Origin of the sequence: Streptomyces sulfonofaciens (assembly GCF_014656295.1) — a bacterium.
Lineage (GTDB): Bacteria > Actinomycetota > Actinomycetes > Streptomycetales > Streptomycetaceae > Streptomyces > Streptomyces sulfonofaciens.
In genome coordinates, this window is record NZ_BNCD01000008.1 from 197,892 (window position 1) to 213,831 (window position 15,940).

Annotated in this window: 17 protein-coding genes; 7 read left to right on the forward strand and 10 right to left on the reverse strand. The window is 73.8% G+C overall.

The genetic code is table 11. From position 1 onward, the window contains the following. Nucleotides 1-98 precede the first annotated feature (98 nt). From IE313_RS15630 to IE313_RS15650, 5 genes are all read left to right on the forward strand, one after another. Complete coding sequence (locus tag IE313_RS15630) at nt 99-1,307, forward strand: pyridoxal phosphate-dependent aminotransferase (RefSeq protein WP_189932453.1); 1,209 nt, start codon at nt 99-101, stop codon at nt 1,305-1,307. 141 nt (nt 1,308-1,448) lie between these two features. Continuing rightward, nucleotides 1,449-2,048, forward strand: coding sequence for a histidine phosphatase family protein (locus tag IE313_RS15635; RefSeq protein WP_189932455.1), 600 nt, complete (start codon nt 1,449-1,451; stop codon nt 2,046-2,048). A 160-nt stretch (nt 2,049-2,208) separates the two neighbouring features. Beyond that, nucleotides 2,209-2,994 (forward strand): hypothetical protein, encoded by a 786-nt coding sequence (locus IE313_RS15640; protein WP_189932458.1) that lies wholly within the window; start codon nt 2,209-2,211, stop codon nt 2,992-2,994. Nucleotides 2,995-3,241: 247 nt separating this feature from the next. Further along, on the forward strand, nt 3,242-3,691 hold the full coding sequence (locus IE313_RS15645; RefSeq protein ID WP_189932460.1) for an acyl-CoA thioesterase: 450 nt from the start codon (nt 3,242-3,244) through the stop codon (nt 3,689-3,691). Nucleotides 3,692-3,937: 246 nt separating this feature from the next. Next, nucleotides 3,938-4,744, forward strand: a complete 807-nt coding sequence (locus IE313_RS15650; protein WP_189932692.1) for a chitosanase — start codon at nt 3,938-3,940, stop codon at nt 4,742-4,744. Between the two features lie 293 nt (nt 4,745-5,037). Here IE313_RS15650 and IE313_RS15655 read toward each other — a convergent pair whose 3' ends face one another. The 10 genes from IE313_RS15655 to ybiA form a co-directional block, all read right to left on the reverse strand. Beyond that, the gene (locus tag IE313_RS15655) at nt 5,038-6,423 is read right to left on the reverse strand and encodes an 8-oxoguanine deaminase (RefSeq protein ID WP_189932462.1); all 1,386 of its coding nucleotides are present in this window, start codon (nt 6,421-6,423) and stop codon (nt 5,038-5,040) included. A 201-nt stretch (nt 6,424-6,624) separates the two neighbouring features. Then, the gene (pucL, locus tag IE313_RS15660; RefSeq protein ID WP_189932464.1) at nt 6,625-7,707 is read right to left on the reverse strand and encodes a factor-independent urate hydroxylase; all 1,083 of its coding nucleotides are present in this window, start codon (nt 7,705-7,707) and stop codon (nt 6,625-6,627) included. 5 nt (nt 7,708-7,712) lie between these two features. Further along, complete coding sequence (locus tag IE313_RS15665) at nt 7,713-8,240, reverse strand: hydroxyisourate hydrolase (protein ID WP_189932465.1); 528 nt, start codon at nt 8,238-8,240, stop codon at nt 7,713-7,715. Further along, entirely contained in the window at nt 8,237-8,785 is a 549-nt protein-coding gene (gene uraD / locus IE313_RS15670) for a 2-oxo-4-hydroxy-4-carboxy-5-ureidoimidazoline decarboxylase (protein WP_229924668.1), read from the reverse strand. Before uraD ends, IE313_RS15665 begins: the two co-directional genes overlap by 4 nt. A 366-nt stretch (nt 8,786-9,151) precedes the next feature. Further along, nucleotides 9,152-9,529 (reverse strand): helix-turn-helix domain-containing protein, encoded by a 378-nt coding sequence (locus IE313_RS15675; protein ID WP_189932469.1) that lies wholly within the window; start codon nt 9,527-9,529, stop codon nt 9,152-9,154. Beyond that, nucleotides 9,526-9,777, reverse strand: coding sequence for a hypothetical protein (locus tag IE313_RS15680; RefSeq protein WP_189932471.1), 252 nt, complete (start codon nt 9,775-9,777; stop codon nt 9,526-9,528). The genes IE313_RS15675 and IE313_RS15680 overlap by 4 nt, the downstream gene beginning before the upstream one ends. A gap of 285 nt (nt 9,778-10,062) precedes the next feature. Next, the gene (locus IE313_RS15685; RefSeq protein WP_189932473.1) at nt 10,063-11,448 is read right to left on the reverse strand and encodes an NAD(P)(+) transhydrogenase (Re/Si-specific) subunit beta; all 1,386 of its coding nucleotides are present in this window, start codon (nt 11,446-11,448) and stop codon (nt 10,063-10,065) included. Then, a complete protein-coding gene (locus tag IE313_RS15690; RefSeq protein ID WP_189932483.1) occupies nt 11,448-11,762 on the reverse strand; it encodes an NAD(P) transhydrogenase subunit alpha part 2 in 315 nt (104 codons plus the stop codon). Before IE313_RS15690 ends, IE313_RS15685 begins: the two co-directional genes overlap by 1 nt. After that, the gene (locus tag IE313_RS15695) at nt 11,762-12,871 is read right to left on the reverse strand and encodes an NAD(P) transhydrogenase subunit alpha (RefSeq protein WP_189932485.1); all 1,110 of its coding nucleotides are present in this window, start codon (nt 12,869-12,871) and stop codon (nt 11,762-11,764) included. The genes IE313_RS15690 and IE313_RS15695 overlap by 1 nt, the downstream gene beginning before the upstream one ends. Before the next feature lie 267 nt (nt 12,872-13,138). Then, nucleotides 13,139-13,717, reverse strand: coding sequence for a riboflavin biosynthesis intermediates N-glycosidase (ybiA, locus tag IE313_RS15700; protein ID WP_189932487.1), 579 nt, complete (start codon nt 13,715-13,717; stop codon nt 13,139-13,141). A gap of 289 nt (nt 13,718-14,006) precedes the next feature. Here ybiA and IE313_RS15705 point away from each other — a divergent pair, with 289 nt between their 5' ends. After that, nucleotides 14,007-14,930 carry a TIM barrel protein gene (locus IE313_RS15705; protein ID WP_189932489.1) on the forward strand — a complete coding sequence of 308 codons (924 nt, stop codon included), beginning with the start codon at nt 14,007-14,009 and terminating at the stop codon, nt 14,928-14,930. A 67-nt stretch (nt 14,931-14,997) separates the two neighbouring features. Then, nucleotides 14,998-15,927 carry a 2-hydroxy-3-oxopropionate reductase gene (locus IE313_RS15710; RefSeq protein WP_189932491.1) on the forward strand — a complete coding sequence of 310 codons (930 nt, stop codon included), beginning with the start codon at nt 14,998-15,000 and terminating at the stop codon, nt 15,925-15,927. Nucleotides 15,928-15,940: the final 13 nt, after the last annotated feature.

Genomic DNA, 15,940 nt, shown 5'->3' on the forward strand with positions numbered 1-15,940 from the left:
CGCAGCACCGGCACGACGCCGCGTTCCGTGGGACACCGCAGGCGCGGGCCACGGAGGTCCGAAGGCGCCGGGGTCAGCAAGTCGGAGGGGCGGTCGTCATGGAGTTCCGGCAGTCGAGCAAGCTCAGCGAGGTCTGTTACGAGATCCGGGGCCCGGTCATCGAACAGGCCGACGCACTGGAGGAGGCCGGGCACAGCGTGCTCCGGCTGAACACCGGCAATCCCGCGAGCTTCGGCTTCGAGGCGCCCGAGGAGATCGTCCAGGACATGATCCGGATGCTGCCCCAGGCGCACGGCTACACCGACTCCCGCGGCATCCTCTCGGCCCGGCGCGCCGTCGCCCAGCGCTACCAGACACTGGGCCTCGACGTGGACGTGGACGACGTGTTCCTCGGCAACGGCGTCTCCGAGCTGGTCTCCATGGCCGTCCAGGCGCTTTTGGAGGACGGCGACGAAGTCCTGGTCCCCGCCCCGGACTTCCCGCTGTGGACGGCGGTGACCACGCTCGCCGGCGGACGGGCGGTGCACTACCTGTGCGACGAACAGGCCGACTGGTACCCGGACCTGGACGACCTGGCATCGAAGATCACGGACCGTACGAAGGCCGTCGTGATCATCAACCCGAACAACCCGACGGGCGCGGTCTACCCGAAGGAGATCGTCGAGGGCATCCTCGACCTCGCCCGCCGGCACGGCCTGATGGTCTTCGCCGACGAGATCTACGACCGGATCCTCTACGACGGCGCGGTGCACCACGGCGCCGCCGCGCTCGCCCCCGACCTGGTGGTGCTCACCTTCTGCGGACTGTCCAAGACGTACCGGGTGGCGGGCTTCCGGTCCGGCTGGCTCGTGGTCACGGGCCCGCGGCAGCACGCGCGCGACTACCTGGAGGGCCTGACGATGCTCGCCTCCATGCGGCTGTGCCCGAACGCGCCCGCCCAGTACGCCATCCAGGCCGCGCTCGGCGGCCGCCAGTCGATCCGGGAGCTGACGGCGCCCGGCGGCCGGCTGCACGAACAGCGCGACCGCGCCTGGCAGAAGCTGAACGAGATCCCGGGCGTCTCCTGCGTCAAGCCGCGCGGCGCGCTGTACGCGTTCCCGCGCATCGACCCGAAGGTGCACGCCATCCACGACGACGAGAGGTTCGTCCTGGATCTGCTGCTGCGCGAGAAGATCCAGGTAGTCCAGGGCACCGGCTTCAACTGGCCCCGCCCCGACCACTTCCGCATCCTCACCCTGCCGCACGCCGACGACCTGGACGCCGCCATCAGCCGCATCGGGCGGTTCCTGGAGGGCTATCGGCAGTGAGAGCGGCTGCCGCAGCGCGCCGGGCGGCACGTGCGGTGCGGCGGCGCGGCAGTGCGGGTGGCAGCCTTGGTGTCGTCCCGGAGCACAGGGTTGCGGGACGAGGCGCAGGCCGGCGCACGCCGGCGGAACAGGAAGACGCACATGGGTGACCTGCTGCTGGTGCGGCACGGCGAGACCGAGTGGTCGCTTACGGGACAGCACACGAGCTGGACCGATCTGCCGCTCACCGGCAACGGCAGGGAGCGGGCACGGGCGTTGGCCCCGATGCTGGCCGCCCTGCCCGTCGCCGCGGCCTACACCAGCCCGCTGCGGCGGGCCCGGGAGACCGCGCAGCTCATCGGACTCGGCGACGCCCGCGTGGACCCCGATCTGCACGAATGGGACTACGGGGGGTACGAGGGGGTCACCACGGCCGACATCCACCGCACCCGGCCCGGCTGGTTCCTCTTCACGGACGGGGTGGCCGAGGGGCCGCCCGAGCACCCCGGCGAGAGCCCCGAGCAGGTGGGAGCCCGGGCCGACCGGATGCTGGCCAAGGTGGACACCGCCCTGCGCGAGGAGGCGGGCCCCGTCGTGTTCGTGGCGCACGGCCACTTCCTCCGCGTCCTCACCGCCCGCCGCCTCGGCCTCCCGCCGTCCGCCGGCGCGCTCTTCCAACTGGCGACGGGCACGGTGTGCCGCCTCAGCACCGAACACGACCGGCCGGTCGTCGCCGGCTGGAATGTCAGTCCCCGGCCGTAGGCTGCATCCGCAACGGGCCGGTGCACCGACCTCGGGGGGGCGCCGGCCTCCGGCCCCTGCCCCCCCGCACCCGGCCGAGGCCGGGCCCGTGCACGTCCCCGGACCCGCGCTCGGCCCCGAGCCCGGGTGCCGCCGGTCCGCCCATGGCGAGGAGGCAGTCGTGGCACAGGCACCGAACGCCGCGCAGCGGCGGATCATCGCGGCCGCCGACCCCGTGACGGGCCGGCTCGGCGGACCTGCGGGGCAGCTCGCCGCCCTGGTGCGCCTCGGCCTCGCCTTCCGGCACCCCCGCCCTCCGCACGACACCTTCCTCACCCCGGCGGGCCACCGCGCCCGCGAGGCCGCGAGGGCAGCCGCGGCGGACGCGCCCTCCTCCGGTCCGCCCGCCCCCGCCGGCCCCGTGCCGGGACCGGACGCACGCGCAGCGGGCCGCTCCCCCGGGTCCGGGCCGGCCGGGCAGGGGCCGGTGCCCGCACCGGACACGGACGGACGCGAGCCCGGCGGGTCCCCGGCCGGGTCCGGCGCGGGCGGGCAGGAGCCCGCGGACCGCGTCTTCGCGGCCCGCACCGGCGACGAACCTGAGCGGTACGACGGCCCCGGACGGGCGCGGCAGGTGCGCAGCGCCTGGCAGGGCCTCGTCGAACTGCGCCGCATGACCCATCCGGACGCCGCCACCGACCGGCCCTGTCCCTGGGAGCGCACGCACCTGGTGCAGGCGGCCGCGCTCGCGCTGGAGGCGGCCGGCTGCCCACCGGGCACCGCCGGGTCCGGCGGCTACCGGGTGGCGGCGACGGCCCAGCCGGAGGCCGTCGCCGTCCACGCGCCGACCACCAGGGAACTGCGGGTTTGCGCCGCCGCGTTGGAGCGCGCGGGCTGGCAGCCCTCGGAGCACACCGACCGCAGGACCGGCGCCCGGTACCTGCTGGCGTCACCGCGCAGGGCATGAGGCAACCGGCGGCCCCGACACCCCGGCGGGGCCACCGCGGCCGACGCGTCCGGGGGCCGCGGCGACCCGCAGCGGCCCTGCGACGGCGAGGCCGGACCGGGCAGCGGCCCTCCCTCGCACTCCTGTCGCCCACGGCGACTGCCTAAGATGAGCAAGCGCTCAGAAACCAGTAGACCCAGGGCCCGGCACCCCACGCGGCCCGTCCCGCGCGCCATCGCACCGTCCACACCATCCGCAGGAGAGCACCATGTCCGAGCCCACCCCCGACGCACCGTCCGGCCCGCCCTTCGCCGTGCCGATCACGGTCCGCGGCTACGAGACCGACACGCAGGGCCACCTCAACCAGAGCGTGTACCTCCAGTACGCCGAGCACGCCCGCTGGTCGCTGCTGAAGGCGGCCGGCATCGGGCAGCAGGACCTGGTGGGCCACGGCGTGGGCCCGGTGGCCCTGGAGACCACCATCCGCTACCTCAAGGAGCTGCGCGCGGGCGACGAGACGGTGATGAGCTGCCGGTTCCGCTGGGGCACGGGCAAGACCTTCCGCATCGAGCAGACGCTCACCACGGCGGACGGAACGGTGGCCGCCGAGGTCGCGGCGGTCGGCGGGCTGCTCGACCTGACGGAGCGTCGGCTGATCAAGGACCCGGGCGGGTTCCTGCGCGAACTCGCCGCGGATCCGGGCCTGCTCGACCGCTGAGCGCCCAACTCCCGCCTCCCGACGGGTAGGCGTCGCGCCCCAACTCTGGTAGGAAAGTTTCCTAACAGTGCGCACCGCCGTACACGGCATTCCCACCGCGTACGCAGGCACCGCGTTCCGGCAGGACCCGCGTTTCGTCAGGACCCACCGCGGTGCGCACCGTCCACCGGCACGACCCACCCTCTTGGAGGTCACGTGCACTCCCCCCACACCCCCCGCCCCCGCCCCCGCCCCCGCCGGCGCACGATGCTCACCCTGATGGGCGCCGCGCTGGTCGCCGGACCCGCCCTGTTCGCCGGCCAGGCCGCGGGCGCCGCGGGCCGCAGCCCCGTGGGCGCCGCAGCCGTCGGGCTCGACGACCCGGAGAAGAAGGAGATCGCGATGCAACTGGTCTCCAGCGCGGAGAACTCCTCGCTGGACTGGAAGGGCCAGTACGGCTACATCGAGGACATCGGCGACGGACGCGGCTACACCGCAGGCATCATCGGGTTCTGCTCCGGCACCCACGACATGCTGGAGCTGGTGGAGCTCTACACGGACCGGGTGCCAGGCAACCCGCTCGCGCCGTTCCTGCCCGCGCTGCGGGAGGTGGACGGCTCGGACTCGCACGACGGCCTCGACCCGGGCTTCACCGACGCCTGGGAGGAGGCGGCCGAGGACGAGGCGTTCCAGCAGGCGCAGAACGACGAGCGCGACCGCGTGTACTTCAACCCGGCGGTCAGCCAGGGCAAGGAGGACGGCCTCGGTGTCCTCGGGCAGTTCGCGTACTACGACGCGATCGTGATGCACGGCGGCGGTGACGACCCGACCGGCTTCGGCTCGATCCGGCAGCGCGCCCTGGACCGGGCGAGCACTCCCGCGGACGGCGGCGACGAGGTGGAGTACCTGAACGCCTTCCTGGATGCCCGGGTCTGGGCGATGGAGCAGGAGGAGGCCCACTCGGACACCAGCCGGGTGGACACCGAGCAGCGGGTCTTCCTGGACGCGGGCAACCTCGACCTGGACCCGCCGCTCGACTGGCACGTCTACGGCGACCCCTTCCACATCGGCTGACGGGCCCGCACCGGAGCAGGCCCGCACCGAGCGGGCGGCCGGCCCGCCCCCGGTGCGGACGGGGCCGCCGCCACGACCGGGCGGTGCGGATCCGGCCTCCGCACGGATCCGCACCGCCCCCGGTTCACGGCACCACGGCGATACGGAGCCGTGGTGCCGCGGCCGGAGACGAGCGGGGAGGCACCGGCCCGCCCCCGGAGTCCCGCACCCACCGGCCGGGTCCGCGCCCACCGGCCGGGGTCTGTTGTCTCCTGCCGGGGTCCGTCGTCTCCTGCCGGAGGCCGGGCGGGCGGTCAGCCGATGCCCGCGCGGCGGGCCAGCCGCCGGGCCTCGTCGCGGGTGGCGCGGGCGACGGCGTCCTCGTCGACGTGCAGCAGACGGCCGTGTTCGGTGACGGGCCTGCCGCCGACGAGGGAGAGCGTGACGGGTGCCGGGGCGCCGAAGACGAGGGCGGTGACCGGGTCGGCGATCGAGGCGTGCGCGAGGGTGTCCATCTTCCACAGGACGAGGTCGGCGAGCTTGCCCGGCTCCAGGGAGCCGATCCGGTCGGCCCGCCCGAGCACCGTGGCGCCGCCGTGGGTGCCCAGGCGCAGTGCCTGGCGGGCGCCGAGGGCCCGCTCCCTGTGCGGGCCGAGGCGGTTGACGAGCAGGGCGTTGCGCAGTTCGGTGTGGAGTTCGCCGGACTCGTTCGAGGCGGTGCCGTCCACCCCGAGTCCGACCGGGACGCCCGCGGCCAGCAGGTCGGGGACCCGGGCGATACCGGCGGCGAGCCGGGCGTTGGACGACGGGCAGTGCGCGACGCCCGTGCCGGTGCGGGCGAACGCCGCGATGTCGGAGTCGTCCATGTGGACGCAGTGCGCCATCCACACGTCGTCGCCCAGCCACCCGGTGGACCGGAGGTAGTCGGTCGGGCCCATGCCGAACTTCTCGTGGCAGAACTTCTCCTCCTCCACCGTCTCCGAGCCGTGGGTGTGCAGCCGCACCCCCTTGCGGCGCGCGAGTTCCGCGCTGCGCCGCAGCAGTTCGGTGGAGACGGAGAACGGTGAGCAGGGTGCGACCGCGATCTGCGTCATCGCGTCGGGCGAGGGGTCGTGGTGGGTGTCGACGGCCGCCTCGGTGGCGGCGAGGGCGTCGTCGAGGGACTCCACGGCGAAGTCCGGCGGCAGTCCGCCGTCCGACTCGCCGAGGTCCATGGAACCGCGGGCCAGCGTGAAGCGGACGCCCGTCCCGGCCGCCGCCCTGATGATCGCGCCGGTCAGGTCGCCTGCGTCCTTCGGGTAGACGTAGTGGTGGTCCACGGCGGTCGTGACGCCGCCGCGCACCATCATCGCCAAGGAGCCCTGTGCGGCCGTGTAGGCCATCTGCTCGTCGATGCGGCCCCAGACGGGGTACAGCGCGACCAGCCAGTCGAAGAGGTTGCGGTCGGTGGCCATGCCCCGGGTGAGCCACTGGTAGAAGTGGTGGTGGGTGTTGACCAGGCCCGGTGTGAGCAGGTGGCCGCCGCCGTCGATCCGGCGGGTCACGGCGGCGAGGCCGGCCGGGGCCGGACCCGGTCCCACGCTCTCGATCGTGTCGCCCGCGACCACCACGTGCCCCGAGGCGTACTCGGTGTCCCGGGCGTCGACGGTCGCGATCGCGCAGTTCTCGATGACGAGGCGCTGGGCTGCCGTGGGTGCCATGGTGGGTGCGTCCTCACTTCTGTCGGTGTGCGGTCTTTTGGGCCCTCGTGGTGCTGTCGGTGCAGGGGCTCAGCGAATCTCCCCGGCTGCGCCGGCGCGCGGCTCCTCGTGCTCCTGTGCGGGCACCGGCTCCTGCCTGTGCGGGTCTTTCCCATGGCGGCTTCCCCGCGTGCGGCACCTGACGCCCTCGGATGCCGGGGCTCAGGGATGGGTCAGGTCGGCGGGGATGCGGGCCTCGCGCCCGGCGCGCAGGACGGTGCCCTCGATGAGGCCGAAGGGGCGGTCGGCGGCGAAGTACACCTCGTTGTCGTTGCCGAGGCCGAACGGTTCGAGGTCGACCAGGAAGTGGTGCCGGTTGGGCAGCGAGAAGCGCACCTCGTCGATCTCCGGCCGGTGGTCGATGATCCGCTCGCCCATCCGGTACAGCGTCTGCTGGAGCGAGAGGGAGTAGGTCTGCGCGAAGGCACCCAGCAGGTGCCTCCTGGTCTCCTGGTAGGACTCGTCCCAGGCGGGTGCCGGCTGCTCGCCGCCGTGCCAGCCGAACCGCCAGCAGCCGGTGACCCGGGTGGCGAGGATGCGGTCGTACGTCTCCGCGAGGGTCGTGTAGCGGTCCTTGGCGTAGCCGTGGAACTCGGAGTCGGTGGAGTTCATGACGACCAGGTCCCGCAGGCCCGAGACGACCTCCCAGGTGTCCCCGTCGAAGGTGACCTGGGTGGTGCGGGTCTCGCGGCCGCCGCGGACGAAGGAGTGCGGCGCGGGCGCGGTGCCGTCGGCCCCGGCGGCACCCGCCTGGCCGTCCGCAGTGCCTGTTGGACCGTCGGCGGTGCCGGTCCGGCCGTCGGCAGTACCGTCCGTGCCGGGGCCGCCCTCCGCGGGGCGGGCGATCTCGATACGGTCCCAGCCGTACTCCTCGACCCTGATCCTGGCCCGGTGGATGGCTTCCTGGGAGGTGACGAAGTGCCGGGCCAGGTGGATCGCGAACTGCTCCGCGGACTCGACGCCGTGCTCCTTGGCGAAGGCGAACACGGTGTTCTTGGCGGTGTCGGTGGGCAGCACGTGGGCGTTGGAGCCGCGGTAGTGCGCGTCCTCCATGGCGCCCGACAGCGCGACGGAGACGTTCAGGTCCTTTATGTGGTGCGTTTCACCGTCCCGTGTGATCCGCACCACGCGGGTCTCGGCCTTGCCGTACTGGTTCTGGCCGAGCAGCACCGGCCTGGTGCCGCCGGACGGCTGTGCGGTGCGCGGGTCGGGCGCGCCGGTCGCGGCGCGGGCGTCGGTGGTCATCTCTGCTAGCTCCCTCGGTATACGGAGTAGCCGAACGGGCTGAGCAGCAGCGGTACGTGGTAGTGCTCCCCCGGCGTGACGGCGAACGTGACCGTCACCTCGGGGAAGAACGCACCGCCGCCCCCTGCGCGGGGGGCGTCCCGTTCCGCCTCGGCCGGCCCGCCGGACGGTGCGGGGCCGCTCGTGACGCCGGCGCCGTCTGCGGTGCCCGGGGCGTCCGCGGTGTCTGCGGTGCCCGGGGCGTCTGCGGGGGCTGTGGCGGCTGCGGCGTCCGCCACGAGCGTCTCGGCGCCCGTGGCACCGGCGACGTAGGTCCCGGTGCCGAAAGTGAGCCGCACATGGGCGGTGTCCTGGGGCGGCACCGGCAGGTCCCTGCACCTCCCGTCCCGGTCGGTGTGCGACCCGCCGAGCGGCAGCCACTCGGCGCCGCGGTCCGGGCGGGCGGCGAGAGCGACCGGCACGCCCACCGCCGGACGGCCCGCCGCGGTGTCCAGGACGTGGGTGGACACCGTCGCCGTGCGGCCGCTGGTCACGGGCGCTCCTCTCCGGCCTCCGCGAGCCGGGTCAGCCGGATTCGGTTGATCTTGCCCAGCTCGCTGCGGACGACCTCGCGCTCGCGCCGGGGCGGGTTGCCGATCCGCTCCCTGAGCGCGTCCCGCATCTCCTCGCCGCTCCGGCCTGTCGCACAGATCAGGAAGACATGGCCGAACGTGTCCTGGTACCTCAGGCCGAGTTCCAGCATCTCCCGCCTGAGCCGCTCGGACGCGCCGGCCATCCCGCGCTGCTCCCGTGCCGCGAGGGCGTCACCCGGCTCGGGACGGCCGATCGGCGGATGGCCGGCCACCGCCTCCGCCAGGTCGGCGGCGCTCAGCGCGGCGGTGGCGGCGTCCTGGGCGCCGAGCAGGTCGCCGACGGTGGCGTAGGGGCGCCGTGCGAGCAGGATCCGCACCCAGGCGGCGCAGGAGCACACCTCGCGGAGTGCGGCGGCGGCCTCGGCGACCGGGAGGGAGTTGAACCGGACGAGGCCCGCCGGGGTCTCGGGGACCGCGCGCGCGGGGCCCTGGGTACACGACGTCACGGACGCCTCCGGCCTGGTACTGGACGGGCTGGGCTGCGCCCATCCCATACCCTGGACCAGCAGCCGTCAACACTTTGTTGAAAAAGGTCGTCCGTCCGTGGCCGCACCGGGGCCACGCCGCGGGTGCGGGGCGCCGGGCGGGGGCCCGGGCGGTTTCGCGGCCGGCGGTGCGCAGGGCGTGCAGGGCCCGGAACCGGCCCCACCGCCTCGGCGTCCCACCCGCCGCCGGGACAGCAGGCTGCCGCACCGGCCTGCCGCGGCCCGGCAGATGCACACGGGAGCCCCGTACGCGGAGGCACACGCGCGCGAGCCGTGCACACGGCAGCCAGGCAGGCGCGGGCCGTGCACACGAGAGCCGTGCACCCGCTAGCGCTCCTTCGCCGCCTGCTCCCTGTTCAAGTAGTTGTAGACGGTGAACCTGCTGACTCCGAGGGCGCTCGCGACGGTCTCCACGCCGTGCCGTACCGAGAACGCGCCCCGCGCCTCCAGTTGCCGCACCACCTTCTGCTTCGTCCTGCGGTCGAGGTCGGCGAGGGGTCTGCCGTGCTCGCGCTCCAGTGCCGCAAGGATGCGGTCCAGGGAGTCGGCGAGCTGCGGCAGGCGGACGGCCACGACGTCCCTGCCCTGCCAGGCCAGTACGACGTCGTCGGGGCCGGCCTGCGCCGGCGGCAGCATCTCGCCGCCGATGGCGTCCACCAGCGGCTTGACGGCCCGGGCGAAGGGGTCGTCGGCGCGGCCGGTCAACGGCCCGCCTCCTGGACGACGTTGACCTGGAGGGAGATCCGGGTGGCGCCGGCCTGGAGGCTGCGGCGCAGCACTGCCTCGATCGCGCCCAGCACGGCCGGCGCCTCGCCCTCCGCGGTGTTCCCGAACGGGCCCACGTCGACGGCGTCCAGGTCGGCGGCCTGGATGACCTCGCGGGCGGCCAGCGCATGCCCGGGCGGCTCGTCCAGGTCGAAGGGTTCTGTCGTGAACTCCACGGTCAATCGCACGGTTCCCCCAGGCTCCTCGATCCGGCCCGAGCATTCTCGCAGCCGGTCGCAGGGCGGGGCACGTCCCGGGCACCGCTGCCGGCCCAGAGGACCCGCCTCGCAGGCTGCGCCACCACAACCGGGCCAACAGCGCGCACCGGGCCGCCCGTGACCGCCGCCGCCGTCCCCGCGCGCGGGCCCGCCGCATCGTGCGTGCGACGGGCCCGCGCCGCCCCGGGCCCGGGGCGGCTGCCCCGCGGCCCGGGCGACCCGGACCGCGGGGAGCGCCGGGCCGCGGGGGCCGGTTCACAGCGCCTTGAGCTCCTCCGTCACCTCCAGCACCGACTTCTTCGCGTCACCGAACAGCATCGAGGTGCGGTCCGCGTAGAAGAGCGGATTGTCGATGCCGGCGAACCCGCTGCTCATCGACCGCTTGAGCACGATGACGTTGCGGGACTCGTCGACGTTCAGGATCGGCATCCCGTGGATCGGGCTGGACGGGTCGGTGCGGGCGGCCGGGTTGGTGACGTCGTTGGCGCCGATCACCAGGGTGACGTCGGTACGGGCGAACTCGTCGTTGATCTCGTCCATCTCCTTGAGCGCGTCGTAGGAGACGTCCGCCTCGGCGAGCAGCACGTTCATGTGTCCCGGCATCCGGCCCGCGACCGGGTGGATCGCGTACTTGACCTCCACGCCCTTGGCCTGGAGGAGCTTCGCCAGGTCCTTGACGGCATGCTGGGCCTGCGCCACCGCCATGCCGTAGCCGGGTACGACGATCACCTGCGAGGCGTAGGCCATCTGCACGGCGGCGTCGGCGGCGGAGGTGGAGCGGACCGTGCGGTCCACGCCGTCGGCGGCGCCCGGCACGAGGCCGCCCGAGCCGCCGAACCCGCCGGCGACGATCGCCGGGATGGTGCGGTTCATCGCGATCGCCATCTGGTGGGTGAGGATGGACCCGGACGCACCGACGATCATGCCCGCGACGATCATCGCCGTGTTGTCGAGCGCGAGCCCCGCGGCCGCGGCGGAGAGTCCCGTGGCGGCGTTGAGCAGCGAGATGACGACGGGCATGTCGGCGCCGCCGATCGGGAGGACGACGAGCACGCCCAGCACCGCGGAGAGCACCAGGAGCAGGATCACCCACACCTGCGGCGCGCCGCCGAGCCCCGCCACCACCGCGCACGCCACGGCAACGGCCAGCAGCAGGAGGTTGACGCCCTGCTGGGCCCTGCCGAGCCCCATCGGCCTGCCGGGCAGCACCTCCTGGAGCTTGCCGAACGCGACCAGCGAACCCCAGAAGGAGATGGATCCGACGAGCGCGGCGAACATCGAGGCGACGACGACATGGCCGGGGCTGTCCGCGAAGCCGTCCGAGGTGCGGAACTCCGACCAGGCGATGAGCGCGACGGCCCCGCCGCCGACGCCGTTGAACAGTGCCACCATCTGCGGCATCGCGGTCATCTTGACCCGCCGGGCGGCGGGCACGCCGAGGACCGTGCCGGCGAGCAGCCCCACCACGATCAGCGCCCAGTTGTGGTCGACCTTCAGCAGGGTCGCGACGACCGCGACCAGCATGCCCGCGGCGGCCGTCTTGTTGCCGCGCACCGCCGTCTTCGGTCCGGTCAGACCGGACAGGCCGTAGATGAAGAGGGCGAACGCGACGATGTAGAGCACCCGGACCGTGGTGTCCATCAGTCGTCCGCCTTCTTCTCGGCCGGCCTGGACTTGAACATCCCCAGCATCCGGTCCGTCACCAGGAAACCGCCGATCACGTTGATCATGCCGAACGCGATGGCGATCACCAGGATCACCGAGTCGAGGACCGAGGGGTCCTTCAGCTCGCCGAGCACGGTGAGGCCGCCGAGGAGCACGATGCCGTGGATGGCGTTCGTACCCGACATCAGCGGGGTGTGCAGGGTGTTCGGCACCTTGGAGATGACGGCGAATCCGACGAACCCGGCCAGTACCAGGATCGCGACGTCGGCCACCAGACTGCCCGACTCCATCAGGACTCCCTCCTCGTGACGCAGGACGCGGCAAGGACCTCGTCGGACCAGTCGGGTGCGACGGCGCCGGACTCGTCGAGGACCAGCGCCAGCAGCGCCGCGACGTTGCGTGCGTACAGTTCCGAGGCGTGCTCCGGCATGGTCGCCGGCAGGTTGAGCGGTGCGGCGATGGTGACGTCGTGCCTGACGACCGTCTCGCCCGGCTCGGTCAGCTCGCAGTTGCCGCCGCTCTCGCCCGCCAGGTCGACGACGACGCTGCCCGGCCGCATCCCCTTGACGGCGTTCGCGGTGACGAGCGTCGGCGCCTTGCGTCCCGGCACCAGCGCGGTCGTGATCACCACGTCGAAGCCGGTGATGGCCTCTTCGAGGCGGCGCTGCTGCTCGGCCCGCTCCTCCCCGGTGAGTTCACGGGCGTAACCGCCCTCACCGGCCGCCTCGATGCCGAGGTCGAGCCACTGCGCGCCCAGCGACCGCACCTGTTCGGCGACTTCGGGGCGGACGTCGTAGCCGGTGGTGCGGGCGCCGAGGCGCTTGGCCGTGGCGAGCGCCTGGAGGCCGGCCACGCCGACGCCGAGCACCAGGACGGTCGCGGGCTTCACGGTGCCGGCCGCCGTGGTCAGCATCGGGAAGAACCGGGTGGAGCGCTCCGCGGCGAGCAGGACGGCCTTGTAGCCGCCGACGTTCGCCTGCGACGAGAGGGCGTCCATGGACTGCGCGCGGGAGATCCGCGGTACGGACTCCATCGCGAAGCCCAGCACGCCGGCCTCGCGCAGCGCCGCCACCGTCGTGGTGGCGACGAGCGGGTCGAGGAACCCGATCAGGGCGGTGCCCGGGCGCAGCCGGCCGATCTCCCCGGGTGTCGGCGGGGCCACCTTCACCACCACGTCGCACGCCCACGGATCGCCGATGGTGGCGCCCGCGGAGACGAACAAGTCGTCGGGGATGAGGGCGCCGAGCCCGGCGCCGGACTCGACCACCACGCCTCCGCATGTGCCGCGGAGCCTTTCGATCACTTTCGGTACCAGGGCAACCCGGCGCTCACCGGCGCCCCGTTCACGGGGCACCCCCACGGTCGCGCCCGGGGAACGCTGCACGGTCTCAGCGCTCATGGACACATCCTTGCGATCGCACTGCCGTACCTCCAACGTCGGAAACCGATGCCGTCCCGGATCCGGCCGACCGCGTCCGGCGGGGCCACTGGCCCCGCGCGCACCCCGCCGCCCGGCACAGGACGGACGGCGCCGGCACGGGTCGGTGCCGCCGGCGCCGCGCAGCAGGCTATGCGCCCTGGCCGCGCCGCGCCGGGCACACGGCAATGCACTGGCCGACCGGGTGGTCGCGGCGTGGGTGGGCGGAAGGGCCCGTCTGCGCTGCGGCTACGGCTCCTCGCGGCGGCCCGCCAGTCGGGCGCGGGCCTCCATCAGGGCGAAGCCGAGCAGGTTGCGGCCGCGCCAGCGGGACGGGTCGGTGGCGCGTTCGTCGGACGCGGCGAGCCCGATGCCCCAGAGCCGGTCGCGCGGGCTGGCCTCGACCAGCACCCGCTCGCCGGTGCCGAGCAGATAGGCGCGCAGTGCGGGATCCTGGCCGAACTTCGCCGTATTGCCCGCGACGACCAGCTCGAAGCGGGCCCGGGCCCAGCGCTCCTCGTCGAAGCCGGTGACCAGGCGGCCCAGCTTCTTCGCCTCGGCGGGGGTGCGGGCGGCGAGGATCGCCGGAAGCGAGGCGTCATCACCGAACAGCGCCGCCTTGCCCGCCATCATCCAGTGCTCGGCGGTCGCGTACCGGGTGCCGTCGACGGTGAACGGGGCGGGCCACCACTGGCTGAGCGCGCCCGCGCCCACGGAGCCGTCCCGCTGCGGGCGGTGGCCCCAGAACATCAGCCACTTGACGCGTGCGCCCGCGGCGATCAGGGCGGTGAGGTCCTCGGGGGTGCGGGCTCGGGCGACGGTCTCCATGCCCGCCATCCTGACACCCGCGCCGCCGCGGGAGCGAGGTATATGCGCCCACCCCTCCTCCTCCCGCCCGCTCCCCTCCTCGTCCCTTGCCCCGTACCCGCTCTTGCCCTTGTCCCTCCCCGCCCCTGCCCCTGCCCCTGCTCGATGACCCGCTGCTCCCGCCGCGGCGGGCCCGGGGCGCATGGACCGGGCGGCCCCCTCCCGACCCTTGACAAGGCTCACCCCCGGCGGCAGGCTTCCGTAAAGCAAAATTACACTTCCGACATACGGAAGGAGTGCCGCCCCTCCCATGGCCCCTCTTCCCTCACCCTCCCCCTCCGACCCCGCCACACCGGACGGCGCGGCCGCCGCCCCGCACCCGGGGCCCGGTGCCGCCTTCGGCACCGACCACCGCTTCGACGTGAACCTCTCCATCCTGTTCACGGAACTCCCCCTTCTGGAGCGCCCGGCCGCCGCCGCGGCCGCCGGCTTCGGTGCGGTCGAGCTGTGGTGGCCCTGGGTCGAGACGCCCACGCCCGAACGGGCCCGGCTCGACGCCCTGCGGGGCGCCATCGAGGACGCCGGCGTACGCCTGGTGGGACTGAACTTCTACGCGGGCCGGCTACCCGGCCCTGACCGCGGCGCGCTCTCCGTGCCCGGCGCCGAGTCCGAGAAGTTCCGCGCCAACGTGGACGTGGCGGCCGACTTCGCCGACTCGCTCGGCTGCCGCGCGCTGAACGCGCTGTACGGCAACCGCGTCGAGGGCGTGCACCCGGCCGAGCAGGACGCCCTGGCACTGGAGAACCTGCGGATCGCCGCCCTGGCCGCCGACCGGATCGGCGCGAGTCTGCTGATCGAGGCCCTCAACCGGCCCGAGTCACCGCGCTGTCCGATCGTCAGCGCCCCCAAAGCCGTCGAGATCGTGGACCGGGTGAACGAGGTGACGGGTCTCGACAACGCCCGTTTCCTGATGGACCTGTACCACCTCTCCATGAACGGCGAGGACCTGCCCTCGGTCATCGACCGCTACGCCGACCGCACGGCACACGTGCAGATCGCGGACAACCCGGGCCGCGGTGCACCCGGCACCGGCTCCCTGCCGCTCGCCGACCTGCTCGGCCGGCTGCGGAAGGCGGGCTACGACGGCTGGATCGGGCTCGAGTACAGGCCGGGCGAGAGGCCGAGCGCCGAGGCGTTCGACTGGCTGCCCGCCGCGGCCCGCACCGCGCGCTGACGCGCCCCGGCACGCTCGGCCGGCGCGCGGCGCCCCCACGCAGCAACGCATCCGGAGAGGCACCCTCATGACCAGCAGCAACCTTCCCGACCCCGCCGCCACCACCGAAGCCGCGCGGCCGCGCATCGCCTGGATCGGCCTCGGCATCATGGGTTCGCCCATGTCCGAGAACCTGGTCAAGGCCGGATACCCCGTCACCGGGTACACGCTGGAGCCGGAGAAGCTGGAGCGGCTGGCCGCGGCGGGCGGCACTCCGGCGGGCTCGATCGCCGAGGCGGTCTCCGAGGCGGACGTGATCATCACCATGGTGCCCGCGTCCCCGCAGGTCGAGGCCGTCGCCTACGGTCCCGACGGCATCCTGGAGAACGCCCGCAGCGGTGCCCTGTTGATCGACATGTCCTCCATCACCCCGGGCACTTCGATCGATCTGGCGGCCGCGGCCCGCGAGAAGGGCGTCCGCGTGCTGGACGCGCCGGTCTCCGGTGGCGAGGCGGGCGCGATCGAGGCCGTGCTGTCCATCATGGTCGGCGGCGAGCAGGCCGACTTCGACGCGGCCCGGCCGATCTTCGACGTCCTGGGCGCGACCGTGGTCCTGTGCGGGCCGCACGGCGCCGGCCAGACGGTGAAGGCCGCCAACCAGCTCATCGTCGCCGTCAACATCGAGGCCTGCGCGGAGGCGGTGGTCTTCCTGGAGAAGTCCGGGGTGGACCTCGGGGCCGCGCTCGACGTGCTGGGCGGCGGTCTGGCCGGCTCCACCGTGCTGGCGCGCAAGCGGGACAACTTCCTGAACCGGGACTTCACGCCGGGCTTCCGGATCGATCTGCACCACAAGGACATGGGCATCGTCACGGACGCCGCGCGCAGGGTGGGTGCCGCGCTGCCCGCCGGTGCGCTCGTCGCCCAACTGGTCGCCTCGCTGCGCGCCCAGGGCGACGGCGGCCTGGACCACTCCGCGCTGCTGCGGGCCGTCGAGCGGCTCTCCGGCAACCAGGTCTGAGAGGCCGGGCGCC

Coding starts and splice junctions, on each gene's coding strand:
- IE313_RS15655 (WP_189932462.1), bottom strand. CDS start 6,423: ATGGCACCCACGGCAGCCCAGCGCCTCGTCATCGAGAACTGCGCGATC.
- IE313_RS15630 (WP_189932453.1), top strand. CDS start 99: ATGGAGTTCCGGCAGTCGAGCAAGCTCAGCGAGGTCTGTTACGAGATC.
- IE313_RS15695 (WP_189932485.1), bottom strand. CDS start 12,871: ATGAGCGCTGAGACCGTGCAGCGTTCCCCGGGCGCGACCGTGGGGGTG.
- IE313_RS15705 (WP_189932489.1), top strand. CDS start 14,007: ATGGCCCCTCTTCCCTCACCCTCCCCCTCCGACCCCGCCACACCGGAC.
- IE313_RS15710 (WP_189932491.1), top strand. CDS start 14,998: ATGACCAGCAGCAACCTTCCCGACCCCGCCGCCACCACCGAAGCCGCG.
- ybiA (WP_189932487.1), bottom strand. CDS start 13,717: ATGGAGACCGTCGCCCGAGCCCGCACCCCCGAGGACCTCACCGCCCTG.
- IE313_RS15685 (WP_189932473.1), bottom strand. CDS start 11,448: ATGGACACCACGGTCCGGGTGCTCTACATCGTCGCGTTCGCCCTCTTC.
- IE313_RS15645 (WP_189932460.1), top strand. CDS start 3,242: ATGTCCGAGCCCACCCCCGACGCACCGTCCGGCCCGCCCTTCGCCGTG.
- IE313_RS15690 (WP_189932483.1), bottom strand. CDS start 11,762: ATGGAGTCGGGCAGTCTGGTGGCCGACGTCGCGATCCTGGTACTGGCC.
- IE313_RS15635 (WP_189932455.1), top strand. CDS start 1,449: ATGGGTGACCTGCTGCTGGTGCGGCACGGCGAGACCGAGTGGTCGCTT.
- pucL (WP_189932464.1), bottom strand. CDS start 7,707: ATGACCACCGACGCCCGCGCCGCGACCGGCGCGCCCGACCCGCGCACC.
- IE313_RS15650 (WP_189932692.1), top strand. CDS start 3,938: ATGCTCACCCTGATGGGCGCCGCGCTGGTCGCCGGACCCGCCCTGTTC.